This is a genomic window from Rhizobium azibense, assembly GCF_004342325.1.
GTDB classification, from domain to species: domain Bacteria; phylum Pseudomonadota; class Alphaproteobacteria; order Rhizobiales; family Rhizobiaceae; genus Rhizobium; species Rhizobium etli_B.
Genome location: NZ_SMBJ01000002.1, coordinates 309,825 through 322,556 on the forward strand (window position 1 = coordinate 309,825; position 12,732 = coordinate 322,556).

Sequence of the window (12,732 nt, forward strand, 5' to 3'; positions counted from 1 at the left end):
AGAGATGTCCGATATATCGAACCGCAAGCCGGAAATCGGTGCCTTTTTCGCCCGAGACCGCACCTGGCATCCACCGGCCTATGCGCCCGGCTATAAGACCTCGGTGCTGCGTTGCCCACAACGCGCGCTGCTGTCGCTCGACGGCACGATCTCAGAGATTACCGGGCCGGTCTTTGGTCATTCGATCATCGGTGAACTCGACAATGACCTGATCCACAACTTCGCCCGCCCCGGCGAGAGCGCGCTCGGCGAGCGGATTATCGTTCACGGTCGGGTGATCGACGAGCGTAGGCGGCCGGTCTCCGGCGCGCTGGTCGAATTCTGGCAGGCCAATGCCGGCGGGCGTTATCGCCACAGGAAAGAATCCTATCTCGCGGCCATCGATCCGAATTTTGGCGGTTGCGGGCGCTGTATCACCGACGAATATGGTCAATACTCCTTCCGCACCATTCGCCCCGGCGCCTATCCGTGGCCGAACGGCGCCAACGATTGGCGCCCGGCACACATCCACTTTTCGATCTTCGGCCACGGCTTTGCTCAGCGGCTGATCACGCAGATGTATTTCGAAGGCGACCCGATGATCTGGAAATGTCCGATCGTCGGCACGATCCCCGACAAGGCCGCAATCGAGCAGCTGATTGCACTGCTCGACTGGGGCAACACCATCCCCATGGACGCGCGCGCCTACAAGTTCGACATCGTTCTGCGCGGTCGCCGATCGACCCTGTTCGAAAACCGGCTGGAGGGCAACTGATCATGCAGGAACTCGGCTACCTCAAGGAAACCCCGTCGCAAACGGCAGGTCCCTATGTCCATATCGGCCTCACGCCAAATTTCTGTGATATCGGGGGTGTCTACGCACAAGATCTCGGCAGCGTGATGGTCAACGAACAGACCCTTGGCGAGCGAATCACCGTGACCGGCCGCATCTATGATGGAGCAGGCGCGCCGGTGCGTGACGCGGTCGTCGAAATCTGGCAGGCCGACTGCGCCGGGCTTTACGACAGCCCGTCGGAAATGCGCGGCGCGGCCGATCCGAATTTTGCGGGTTGGGGTCGCTGTCCGACCAGCGTCGAAGATGGCGTTTATCGGTTCGAAACTGTCAAACCTGGCTGCGTGCCCTTCAAGGACGGCCGCATGATGGCGCCGCACATCTCTTTCTGGATCGTTGCACGCGGCGTCAATATCGGGCTCCACACCCGCATGTACTTTCCGGAGGAGGCAGACGCCAACAAGGCCGATCCACTGCTTGCCCGCGTCGAACACGGCGAGCGCGTTGCAACAATGATCGCGATCCGCGATGGCACAACCTATACGTTTGATATCCGACTTCAGGGGAACAAGGAAACGGTATTTCTCGACATTTGACGAGGATACAAAGTCAGGCTCTGTGCCCATTGGTGCAGGCGATCCCTGCCAAAAGCCAATGCCGACGGCACCCCGAATGCAATCAAAGCGAGCAGCGCGGCTATCAAAACGACGATAGGCGGGTTGTTAAAAATGCTGCACCGCAGTAAGACTTTCCCGGGCTGAACGTCGATGGTGGAAACATGCAGAAAACATTCGGGCACGTTCTGACGGTGCACAAGGGTCTCGGCCCAGGTTTTGACTTCCTTAGAATTGCCCTGGCTTTTTCAATCGTATTGGCACATTCATTTTTGCTGACCGGAAATGACGCTTTTTTTCGTTCGAGCCCATTGTGGTTTGCCGAATACGCACTGGTTCCGATGTTCTTCGCTCTTAGCGGTTTTCTGATCGCAGGAAGCGCTCAGCGCCTCAGCCTGAAGAACTTTCTCTTGAACCGCGGACTGCGTATCGTTCCTGCTCTTGCGGTCGATATCGTTGTCTGCGCGCTCATTATCGGCCCTCTTGTGACGACCGTCGCTTTGCGTGACTATTTTCTCGGCGTCGACTTCTACAAGTATTTTCTCAACATCATCGGCTGGATTCATTACAGCCTGCCGGGTGTATTTGAGGGAAATCCGACACATCGGGTAAACGGAGCTCTGTGGACCGTCCCGTGGGAAATCTTCTGCTACATCATCATGTCTGCGCTCATGATCACCTCGATCATCAAGTCATGGCAGAAGCTGGCGCTTTTGACCGGTGGCTTTATCCTGAGCGGGCTTGTCGTCCAGTCCTTCGGACAACTACTGCCCTATCGCGTTGACCTGGTTTTGAGCACGCTCTTCGTCAGCCGCGGCGCCCAGCTGGTATTTGCATTTCTGCTCGGCATCCTGGCCTACCAATTGCGGGATTTCATTCCTTACAAAAAATCATTGTTCTTGGCGAGCGTGGCAGTTTCCATCCTGGCGATGCTGTTCTTGAGCAGCTCCTCCATCGAGAGCGTGCCAAACAGATTGCTGGTAATACCAGCGCTCGTCTATATCACGATATTCGTCGGTCTGACGCCGGTGCCCCTGCCCTCCTTCTTTCACAAGGGCGACTACTCTTATGGCGTCTATCTGTATCACGACCCCTTTCTTCAGATTTTGATCAGTCTGGCGCCGGGCCCGTTCCTGATCCCGAAAACCGGGGCGATCGCGCTCTATGCTATCGGCATCTGCGCCGCGATGGGCATCGCTGTCTTTTCCTGGCATGTCATTGAGAAGCCGATCTTGGGCATGCGAAAGAAATTCTCGTTCGTTGCAAAGGCGCGAGGCGTCGACGAGAATGCCGATATAAGGATTCTGCCGGTCGAAAAACCGGTAAAGGCATAGTTGGCAAGGGAAAGGACATTCCGTGCCATCTCTACCGCCATCTTTTGCCGCCGCCGCGGTTTTCAAACGGCAAGCTGGCGGCAACAGTAGGCAAAACAAATGAGAGGTCACGTGACCGCATCCGCATTCGACCATCCATTTCTCAGCGGCCTTTGCGGGGACGATGAAATCTCGGATTATCTTTCGGCTGATGCCGACATCACAGCTATGCTCTCCTTCGAGGCTGCACTTGCAAAGGCCGAAGGCGCCCTTGGCCTGATCCCGCAGAAGGCAGCACGCCGCATTGCCGAAGCTTGTCGAGGTTTCACCGCCGATATCACCTCTCTTAGGGTTGCGACCGCCAGAGACGGCGTCGTCGTTCCCGATTTCGTCGCGCAACTGCGCACCTTCGTGGGTGGCGAGGCGGCCCAGTATGTCCATCTCGGGGCGACAAGCCAGGACGCCATCGATACCAGTCTGATGATCAGGCTAAAGTCGATTGTCTTCTTATTTTCCGGCAGGCTCGATGCCATTGTTCGCGCTCTCGACGCGCTCGATCGCCGGTTCGGCCAGAACAGTCTGATGGGCCATACCCGCATGCAGGCCGCAATCCCAATTGCCGTTTCGGATCGTCTGCGGACATGGCGAGCGCCGCTTGAAGGTCATCATGGCCGGCTAAGGGTACAGAGGTTTCCCGTCCAGTTCGGTGGCGCGGCCGGGACACTGGACAGGCTGGGCGACAAGGCTGCCGCCATACGCGCTTCGCTCGCCCAGGAACTTGGACTGACTGACGAGCCACAATGGCAAAGCCAGCGCGCGCCCGTCGCCGACCTTGCCAACCTCTTTTCACTGATCACCGGCAGTCTGGGGAAGATGGGCCAGGACATAGCGCTTCTGGCGCAGGCCGGCGGCGAGATCGAACTTGCCGGCGGCGGAAGTTCGTCAGCCATGGTGCATAAACACAACCCCGTCGGTGCCGAAGCGCTTGTGGCATTTTCCCGCTTCAACGCCACTCAGCTTTCAGCCATACACCAAGCGCTAGTTCACGAACAGGAACGTTCGGGTGCCGCCTGGACACTCGAATGGCTCGTTCTGCCGCAGATGATCATGGCGACGGCCGGTGCCCTGCGACTTGCGCGCGAACTGACCGGCAATATTCTACGCCTCGGGGGCTCGTAGACAAGCTTGCTTCCTCACCGTTCGTGGCAAGCTGGTGCAGATGCGTAGCATAATGCACCAGTTATGAATTACCGTATTTATTTCATTTTACATTACCGTTTCGCATGACACACTAACGTGAAATTGAGCTGCGCGCTAACTCGGCGGTGGAGTCCGCCGGGCATAAAGGGAGAGGAAAATGAAACAGCTGGTTCTGGCCGCTGCGGCGGCAATCGTCATGGGTACTGCCGCCTATTGCGAGACGATCAAGGTCGGGGTCGTTGGGCCGTTTTCGGGTCCGTTCGCGCTGCAGGGCAAGAACTTCAAGGCCGGGATCGACGCCTATATGGCGACGAATGGCGCCCAGATCGGCGACAATAGGGTCGAAGTCATCTATCGCGACCTGCCGGCCGCCGATCCGGCCAAGTCCAAGGCGCTTGCCCAGGAACTCGTCGTCAAGGAGAAGGTCCAGTATCTGGCCGGGTTTTACTTCACACCTGACGCAATGGCCGTTACGCCCATCTTGAAACAGGCCAATACGCCGCTCGTGATCATGAACGCCGCAACCTCCGCCATCGTCACCAAAAGCCCTCTGGTCGTTCGTACATCCTTCACTCTTTGGCAGACCTCGATGCCCATCGCCAAGGTCGCATTCGACAAGGGCATTAGGAAGGTCATCTCGGTTGTCAGCGACTACGGTCCTGGGGTCGACGCTGAAAACGCCTTCAGGGCGGGCTTCGAAAAGCAAGGCGGAGAAATCGTCGAAGCGATCCGTATGCCACTCGCCACCAACGATTTCAGCCCGATCATGCAGCGCATCAAGGATTCGGGTGCTGAGGGCGTGTTTGCGTTCCTGCCATCCGGTCCGCCGACGCTTGGCTTCGTGAAATCCTATAGCGAAAACGGCCTGAAAGGCGCCGGCATCCAGCTCTTTGCGACCGGCGACTTGACGCAGGAATCCGACCTTCCGGCACTCGGCGATGCCGCTCTCGGCATATTGACAACATACCACTACTCGGTCTCGCACGACTCTCCCGAAAACAAGGCATTCGTTGCGGCCGCCGGCAAGGCACTCGGCAATCCGGCCGAACTCACCTTCCCAGCCGTCGGGGCCTATGACGGCATGCACGTCATCTACAAGATGATCGAGGCAACTGGCGGCAAGCAGGATGCTGAAAAAGCTGTCGAAGCCGTAAAGGGCCTTTCCTGGATGAGCCCGCGCGGCCCCGTTTCGATCGATCCCGAAAGCCGCCACATCACTGAAAATATTTATCTGCGCGAAGTCGCCAAGGATGCGGACGGCAAATACATCAACAAGGAAATCCAGGTCTTTGAAAGGCAGGGGGATCCCGGTCTGGCGGCGACAAAGTAGGACGAGCAAGGCTTCTCAAAGCGTTTGTCCGGGCCGCTCGTCAGCCCCATCCACGCCTCGACGAACAAAAGGGCATCTGGCGCAACCGCAAGTCTCCCCTTTCTCGGAAGAAAGGGTTTCGGCACAAGAACGCCAAGCGGGCTTCAGCACCTGCTGGACGAGAAAAGGAACACACGAGCCTCATGCAGACTGTCTTCAGCATTGCCGTCGACGCGCTGGCCTATGGCATGGTGCTGTTCGTGATCTCGATCGGCCTTTCGGTCACAATGGGCCTGATGCGCGTCGTCAACCTTGCCCACGGCGCCTTTGCCATGATCGGCGGGTACATTGCCTCCTATGCCGCGCGCGATCTCGGCCTTGGCTACGGCATCGCAGTTCTTTTCGCCGTCACTGGAACCATCGTCGTCGCCATTCCGGTCGAACGCTTCCTCTACCGGCGCATCTATGGTGCGCCGGAACTGACGCAGGTTCTGATGACGATCGGCATCACCTTCTGCATCATCGGGATAGCCAACTACGTCATGGGTCCGACGCTGAAGACCATTCCATTGCCTGACGCCCTGCAAGGCTCGGCCAATCTTGGATTCCGCACCATTCCGGTGCATCGGCTTTTTGCCATCTTCTGCGGCCTCGCCGTCGCGGGCGCCCTTTGGTACACGATCGAAAAGACAAGTTTTGGCGTAAAGCTGCGCGCATCCGTCGATAATGCCGCCATGGCCGCCGCGCTTGGGGTGCGCACGGAGATCATCTATGCATTGAGCTTTGCAGTTGCCGTCGGCCTGGCTGCCTTTGGCGGCGTGGTCGGCGCCGAGCTCTTGCCGGTCGAGCCCTATTATGCGCTGCGCTACATGGTGACTTTCCTGGTCGTTGTCTCGGTCGGCGGAGCGGGCTCGATTGGCGGCGCATTGATCGCCTGCCTGGTTCTCGGCGGCATCGACACCACGGGCCGTTACCTGATGCCGGAATACGGAGAATTCTTCTTCTATCTCGCCGTTATTGCAATCGTCTGCGTTTTTCCGCGCGGCTTTGCCGGAAGAGTGCAGTAGGACGACGCTCGACATGAACATCCCAACCACGACAGCAGTACCCATGCGGCGCATTCGCTTTTTCGGCCGCGATACCGCCGGCATTGCCGCAATCGTCGTGCTCGCCAGCATCGGCTATTTGCTGTTTCCTGATAACCTCGCGCTGCTGACGCGCGTCATCGCAACCGCATTGCTCGTTCTCGCCCTTGATCTCGTAACCGGATATTGCGGCGTGGCGACGCTCGGCCATGCCGCACTCTTCGGTTCCGGCGCCTATGCGGCGGGCATTGTCTCGGCCCATTACGGCATCACCGATCCCCTTTTGATGACGCTTGCCGGTATCACCGGTGGCGCTGCTGCAGGCCTCGTCTGCGCAATCGTCATCTTGCGTGCCCACGGCCTGCCGCAGCTTGTCCTGTCAATTGCGCTCATCAACCTCTTCCACGAATTCGCCAACAAGGCATCTTCCTGGACCGGTGGCAGCGATGGCCTTTCCGGCATCTCGGCCGATCCGATCTTCGGCACCTTCGAGTTCGACCTTTACGGCCATACCGCCTATGTCTTCGGGGTGATCTTGCTGCTTGTCGTTTTCGTTCTTCTCCGCCTTGTCGTGCGTTCGCCCTTTGGCATGCTGTGCCGCGGCATCAAGGAGGACGCCTTGCGCGTCCGGGCCATGGGAGCCTCGCCGAAGGCGGCGCTGATGAAGATGTACGTCATTTCAGGCGCCGTCGCCGGTGTCGGTGGCGCCCTCAATGCCATCTCCACGCAGGTGGTCGGCCTCGACAGCCTCTCCTTCACGCTTTCGGCCGAAAGCCTCGTCATGCTCGTTCTCGGCGGCACCGGCTCCCTCTTCGGTGCGCTCTGCGGCACCGTCATCTTCATGCTCTTTGAAGATTATGTCTCGGCTGCAAACCCGTTCCACTGGCTGACGATGGTCGGCGCGCTACTGGTTGCTGTCGTCCTCTTCGCCCCGAAGGGCCTTTATGGGACAGCAACTGCCTTTTTCGTCCGCCGGAAGGAGACTGCGCAATGAGCCCCGTCTTGGAAGTCGTCGATCTCCGGAAATCCTTCGGCGGCCTGGTGGTGACCAATGACGTATCGATCTCGATGGCAGCAGGTGACCGTGTTGCGCTCATCGGCCCGAACGGCGCTGGCAAGACCACTTTCGTCAATCTCGTCACTGGCAACCTATCGCCGGACGCCGGCGATGTCCGCCTCGGTGGCGAGACCGTGACGAGAATTGGGGCGGCGGGCCGCGTCAGGCGCGGCCTCGTCCGCTCCTTCCAGGTCACACGGCTCTTCCAGGAAATGACGCCGGCCGAACACGTCGCGCTCGCGATCCTGCAGCGTGACGGACGCACTGGCCAGATGTTCGGCAACTTTCTCGCAATGGCCGACCTCATGGCAGAAGTCACCGATCTGCTTGACACGCTCGGCCTTCGCGACCTCATGTGCCGCAGGGTCAGTGAAATTGCTTATGGACAGCAGCGTCTCCTCGAGATTGCGGTCGCTATGGCACTGAAACCGAAGGTGCTGTTGCTTGATGAACCTGCTGCCGGCGTGCCTCAAAGCGATACCGCCCGCATCGAGCAGGCGCTCGCCGATCTGCCAGCCGATCTCGCCGTGTTGATGATCGAGCACGATATGGACCTCGTGTTCCGCTTTGCCAGACGTGTCATCGTGCTTGCGGCAGGTACCATCATTTTCGACGGTTCGCCGGTCGAGGTCACCAAGGATGCCCGCGTGCGCGAGGCCTATCTCGGGAGCTATGCGAATGCCAGCCACGTCGCTTGAGGTAGACAGCCTCTCCGCCGGCTATGGACCGACGCGGGTTCTTGAAGACGTTTCATTCGCCGTGCCCGCAGGCGCCCGGCTTGCCATCCTTGGCCGCAACGGAATGGGCAAGACCACCTTGCTTGCGACGCTTGCCGGACAGACCAGACGTTATGACGGCCGCATCCGCCTCGGCTCCGCAGACCTCACATCCATGGCCAGCGCAGCTCGCGCCCATCAAGGGCTCGGTTATGTGCCGCAGGCACGCTGCATCTTTCAGACCTTGACGGTTGAGGAAAACCTGTTCGTCGGCCTCAAAGGACGGCCGAAGACGGCGCTCGAAGAGGCATACGTGATGTTTCCACGTCTTAAGGAGCGCCGCCGCAATCTGGGCGGCCAACTCTCCGGTGGCGAGCAGCAGATGTTGTCGACTGCCCGCACGATTCTCGGCCGTCCCTCCGTTCTGCTGCTTGACGAACCGCTGGAAGGTCTTGCACCCGTCATCTGCGAAGAGCTGATGGCGGCATTTTCCCAACTCGCCAAGACCGGCGACATGACGATCCTTCTTGTCGAGCAACGCATCCAAAGTGCGCTCGACTTCGCCGATCAGGTCATCATCCTTGAACGGGGACGCCTTGCCTGGACCGGCACGCCCGAAATGTTATCGACCGATCAAGCCGCCGTGGAACGTCTGCTCGGGGTTGGCGGGCTGCACTAGGGTCCGTGGCGAGACGCTTCGTCATTCGTGAGGTCGAAAGCCGCGTCATAGGTGACCATGCCGGACGGCATTTCACCGCTGAAACACAGTGCCTGAAAATATTCGGCCGGATAATCTGCAAGCCTGAGGCGAGCATCCGCCTTGAAGCCGAACCGGCCGTAGTACCCGGGATCGCCAAGCAGGACGCATCCCTGGGCGCCGAGTTTAAGGATGGCACCAAGTCCATCCTTCACCAGACGAGTACCGATCCCCTCGCCCTGCCTTTCGGGTGTTACCGCGAGTGGACCGAGGCCGTACCAGCCCAAATCCCTGCGGTTGATCATCACCGGTGAGAACGCGATGTGGCCGACGATTTGGCCTTCATCTTCGGCAACGAGCGTCGCCGACAAGGCTCTATTCCTGCGCAGGGCATCGACAATTGCCGCTTCCGTCTGGCTGCTGTGGTCCTTGGCGGCAAAGGCCGTGCTGATCAGCGCACGGATCGCTGGGATATCGGCTATTGTCTCATTGCGGATGCGCATGATGAGCCTCCATTGCAGTACCGCACATAACAAACCCGAGCCCCGGGGTCAAAACGATGCTTGCATCGCTCCAAGCACTCCTCTCCAATCGGTCGCCGCAGTAAAGGGAGCCGACAACCAGGCGCCGGCGATCCGAAATTCTCGGCATGGCTGGAGGCGCGGACACTGCAGGCCGATTGAGCAATGTCGCAGAATTGCTCGGCGCAGCGGTCTTTCTCGCTTCGGAACCTCCCTCATTCGTCAGTGGCCAATTGCGGATGCTCGATGGCCGCCGCCGGCCTCCGGTATCGTCGCGCACGCACGGTAACATTTCGCAGATCTGCAATATGACCGCCTTGCCATCGTTTGATCGATTGTGACATGCAATTGACGAAGATGGCTCGAAAATGCGGAGAATTGTATTTTCGCCCCGGAAGAGCCACCTATTAGAACAGGAGATGTCCATTAGCTTTCAGACTCCGGCATCTCCGTTTACGCAAAGCAAACCATATCCGGCTGCTGTCGGATCCGACTCCTGCTGCCTTAGGAAAATATACTCCTTCTGCTGCTAGCGATTGTGAGAACAGGCAAGATAGAGGCACCTCGCGGAATTCCGCACTTCGCATCAGGGGTAAACTATGATTACGATAGCGCTGTGCTGGAGCCCGATTTTGAAGAACCATGAGTAACGATCAGTTTCAGGTAAAATTTTGGGGCGTTCGCGGCAGCATCCCGGTATCCGGCCCCGAATTCGATCACTACGGCGGCAACACCACCTGCATCGAACTGCGCTGCGGCGCCCACCGGTTGATCTTCGACGCAGGCTCCGGACTGCGCGAGGCCGGGCTTGCGATGCTCAACGAAGGCGTTACGCAGGTCGATCTTTTCTTCAGCCACTGTCACTACGACCACATCATCGGATTGCCCTTCTTCAAGGCGATTTACTATCCCACGATCAATCTCAACATCTGGTCCGGCCATCTCGACGGCAAGATGAGCACCAAGGATATGGTCGATCAATTCATCAGCCCTCCCTGGTTCCCGGTCAAGACCGATATCTGTCAGGCGACGATGAACTTCCGCGATTTCCATGCCGGCGACATGCTTTCTCCGCGCGAGGGTGTGCGCATTAAGACCTACAAGCTGAACCATCCAGGCGGTGCGATCGGCTATCGCATCGAGTGGGGCGGGCGCGCCGTCGCGCTTGTATTCGACGTCGAGCACATCCCCGGCACTTATGACCCGGTGTCTCTGGATTTGATGAAGGATGCGGATCTGGCGATCTACGACTGCACCTACAACGAAGATGAGATGCAGCGCTTCAAGGGCTTTGGCCATTCGACCTGGCAGCACGGGATCGAATTGGCCAAGATGGCAGGAACGAGACGATTCGCGCTCTTCCATCACGCGCCATCGCGCACGGACGATCAGCTCGGCGAGATGGAAAAGAATGCCCAGGCGGCATTCCCCAGCGCCTTTGCCGCGCGTGACAATCAGGTCGTCGACATCTGATCCTTCAGCAGCTCTGCTGCCGGTTTCCACGAAATCGCCTGATGACCGTCGGTCTCTTTGAGAAATGCCTCGGCGAACGTCCACGCCGTCTCGTCATGCGCGAGGTGGTGCGTCAGCAAGCCGATCGGCTCGTTTCGGCCCTCGAAGCGGTCCTGCAGTTCTCTCACAAGTTCGCTTACCACTTCATCATGCGGTCGCCCGACGCGCGGGCCCTTCCCATCCGCTCTCCGTCCCATGATGTCGATATGTGTGTTGAGCAGCGGCATCGGCCCCTCCGCAGTCGCCCGGCCGAACGTCGAAATGCATTCGAAACCAAGCGCCGGGAGCTTGGGAACAAGGCTGCCGTCGATGCGGTTCCATGGCGGCACAAGCATGGGAATGCATCTGGCCGGATGCAGCCGCTGCAGCGTCAGGAGACCGTCATAGAGTTCGCCAAGCACGGCCTCCGCCGGCCGGTGCCCGCCAAGTTCCTGTTTTTTTTCTTGCAGCGGCGCATAATTCTCATGCGACCATCCATGCACCGCAACACTCACCCCGCGCGCACCTGAAAGCCGCTGAGAAAGTGCGGGGCCGGTCTTTGCCGGGATGACGGCAACGGTCAACGGCGTCTCATGCGCAATTGCGAGTCCGAGCAATCTGTCGAGCGCCGCCGTCGGCTCGATCGCATCGTCATCACGCCACCAGAAGCGAGCCACCCTTCCTGCCTCGCGCCAGCGCGCGAGTTCCTCACGCAGGGGTTTCCAGATCGAACTGCCGCTCATGGGTCAACTCCTGTGTATCGTTTCAATATTTTTTCGAGGTCCCGGGCAGCGACCTCAAGCGATCGCTCCTCCAGCACGAAGTCCCGCGCCGCCGCGCCCATTTCCTGGCGTCGCAGCGGATCGTCCAGCAGGCGGGCGATGGCGGCGGCAAAGGCGTCGACATCGCCATCTGCCGTCAATATGCCAGTCACCCCATCTTCAATGACCGCTGGCACGCCGGCTGTTCGCTGCGCCACCACAGGCAGGCCGGCCGCCTGCGCTTCAAGATAGGCAAGGCCATAGGCTTCACCGCAACCGGGCCAGACATAGATCCCCGACCGGGCGAGAAGACTTGCGACGTCCGACGCACTTCGTTCGCCCAGCCAATCGATGCGGGCGAGCGAAAAATCCGAAAACAGCGCCTCGACTTGCGCCCGCATCGGGCCATCGCCGATAATCCCAAGCGTCCAGGCCTTGTCTTTGATCACGCGCAGTGCCGCAGCCAGCGCCCTATAGCTCGCCATCTTGTCACCGGCGCGCATCATGGCGACGGTCACGAGCCGTTTCGGATCCGGCCGCAGATCGATGTTCTTGCTCGATACCGTGTCTATGAACGGCTTGATTGAAGCAAGACGGGCCTCAGGAATGGCCTGGCCGATCCCAGCCGCGTCGCGTTCCGTGAGTACGATGTTGACCGCCGCCTGCCGGATTGCTGCCGCCACCGTCGCCTGCGCCGATGCCCAGCCGGTGGCGTCGCGTCTGCGGGAATAGGAGGCCTCCGCCGTGACGTAAGGAATGGCGAATTCGGCCGCAAGCACGGGTCCGAAAGGATCCGGCGATTTGTAATACGGGTGATAACAGAACCACAGATGCGGTTTTGGTCCACGGCGCCAAATGCTTTTTAGACGGACAAGCTCCGCCTGCCTCTCGCCCTCAAGCAGAGTTGCCGCCTCGGGAGTTGGCGCAAAATTGCGAAATTCGGAGGCGATCTCGACCGAATGACCGGAACGATGCAGCGCCTCGACAAGCAGCCTCGCCATCAGGCGGTCGCCGGACGGTGTCGGATGGTTTGGAGACTTCAGCGGCGCGTAAAATGCAATCCGCATCAGGCCGCTCCGTTGAGAAAGCGTTTCATTGCGCCGCCCGTCCGGCCTATCGCGAAAATTACCGCTATTGTCCGTTTCCTTAAAAGTTACTGATAAACATATGGAATGTGATCGTGGCTGGAGAAGATG

13 protein-coding genes are annotated in these 12,732 nt (G+C 59.3%); 10 read left to right on the top strand and 3 right to left on the bottom strand.

The window, feature by feature from the left end; translation table 11 throughout:
- Positions 1 to 4 precede the first annotated feature (4 nt).
- The 9 genes from pcaH (at position 5) to EV130_RS05675 (ending at position 8,745) form a co-directional block, all read left to right on the top strand.
- Positions 5 to 754, top strand: coding sequence for a protocatechuate 3,4-dioxygenase subunit beta (pcaH, locus tag EV130_RS05635; RefSeq protein ID WP_132659544.1), 750 nt, complete (start codon positions 5 to 7; stop codon positions 752 to 754).
- Between the two features lie 2 nt (positions 755 to 756).
- Positions 757 to 1,368, top strand: coding sequence for a protocatechuate 3,4-dioxygenase subunit alpha (gene pcaG / locus EV130_RS05640; protein ID WP_165918496.1), 612 nt, complete (start codon positions 757 to 759; stop codon positions 1,366 to 1,368).
- Positions 1,369 to 1,550: 182 nt separating this feature from the next.
- Positions 1,551 to 2,720, top strand: coding sequence for an acyltransferase family protein (locus EV130_RS05645; RefSeq protein WP_132659546.1), 1,170 nt, complete (start codon positions 1,551 to 1,553; stop codon positions 2,718 to 2,720).
- 111 nt (positions 2,721 to 2,831) lie between these two features.
- Positions 2,832 to 3,878 (top strand): 3-carboxy-cis,cis-muconate cycloisomerase, encoded by a 1,047-nt coding sequence (locus tag EV130_RS05650; RefSeq protein WP_132551625.1) that lies wholly within the window; start codon positions 2,832 to 2,834, stop codon positions 3,876 to 3,878.
- A 178-nt stretch (positions 3,879 to 4,056) separates the two neighbouring features.
- Positions 4,057 to 5,229: an ABC transporter substrate-binding protein gene (locus EV130_RS05655; RefSeq protein ID WP_074064913.1), complete on the top strand. Its 1,173-nt coding sequence runs from the start codon at positions 4,057 to 4,059 to the stop codon at positions 5,227 to 5,229.
- A gap of 182 nt (positions 5,230 to 5,411) precedes the next feature.
- Entirely contained in the window at positions 5,412 to 6,275 is an 864-nt protein-coding gene (locus tag EV130_RS05660) for a branched-chain amino acid ABC transporter permease (protein WP_074064914.1), read from the top strand.
- Positions 6,276 to 6,288: 13 nt separating this feature from the next.
- A complete protein-coding gene (locus tag EV130_RS05665) occupies positions 6,289 to 7,287 on the top strand; it encodes a branched-chain amino acid ABC transporter permease (RefSeq protein WP_132551627.1) in 999 nt (332 codons plus the stop codon).
- Positions 7,284 to 8,048: an ABC transporter ATP-binding protein gene (locus tag EV130_RS05670; RefSeq protein WP_074064916.1), complete on the top strand. Its 765-nt coding sequence runs from the start codon at positions 7,284 to 7,286 to the stop codon at positions 8,046 to 8,048. The genes EV130_RS05665 and EV130_RS05670 overlap by 4 nt, the downstream gene beginning before the upstream one ends.
- Entirely contained in the window at positions 8,029 to 8,745 is a 717-nt protein-coding gene (locus EV130_RS05675) for an ABC transporter ATP-binding protein (protein WP_132551629.1), read from the top strand. Before EV130_RS05670 ends, EV130_RS05675 begins: the two co-directional genes overlap by 20 nt.
- On the opposite strand, the gene EV130_RS05680 is transcribed toward EV130_RS05675, so the two are convergent.
- Positions 8,742 to 9,266, bottom strand: a complete 525-nt coding sequence (locus EV130_RS05680) for a GNAT family N-acetyltransferase (RefSeq protein WP_132551631.1) — start codon at positions 9,264 to 9,266, stop codon at positions 8,742 to 8,744. The two genes, EV130_RS05675 and EV130_RS05680, sit on opposite strands and share 4 nt — an antisense overlap.
- Before the next feature lie 660 nt (positions 9,267 to 9,926).
- On the opposite strand from EV130_RS05680, the gene EV130_RS05690 reads away from it, so the two are divergent.
- Positions 9,927 to 10,757: an MBL fold metallo-hydrolase gene (locus EV130_RS05690; protein ID WP_074064920.1), complete on the top strand. Its 831-nt coding sequence runs from the start codon at positions 9,927 to 9,929 to the stop codon at positions 10,755 to 10,757.
- Here the strand turns inward: EV130_RS05690 and EV130_RS05695 are convergent.
- On the bottom strand, positions 10,739 to 11,518 hold the full coding sequence (locus tag EV130_RS05695; protein WP_132659548.1) for a polysaccharide deacetylase family protein: 780 nt from the start codon (positions 11,516 to 11,518) through the stop codon (positions 10,739 to 10,741). The genes EV130_RS05690 and EV130_RS05695 overlap by 19 nt on opposite strands.
- The gene (locus EV130_RS05700) at positions 11,515 to 12,603 is read right to left on the bottom strand and encodes a glycosyltransferase family 4 protein (RefSeq protein ID WP_132659550.1); all 1,089 of its coding nucleotides are present in this window, start codon (positions 12,601 to 12,603) and stop codon (positions 11,515 to 11,517) included. The genes EV130_RS05695 and EV130_RS05700 overlap by 4 nt, the downstream gene beginning before the upstream one ends.
- Positions 12,604 to 12,732 lie beyond the last annotated feature (129 nt).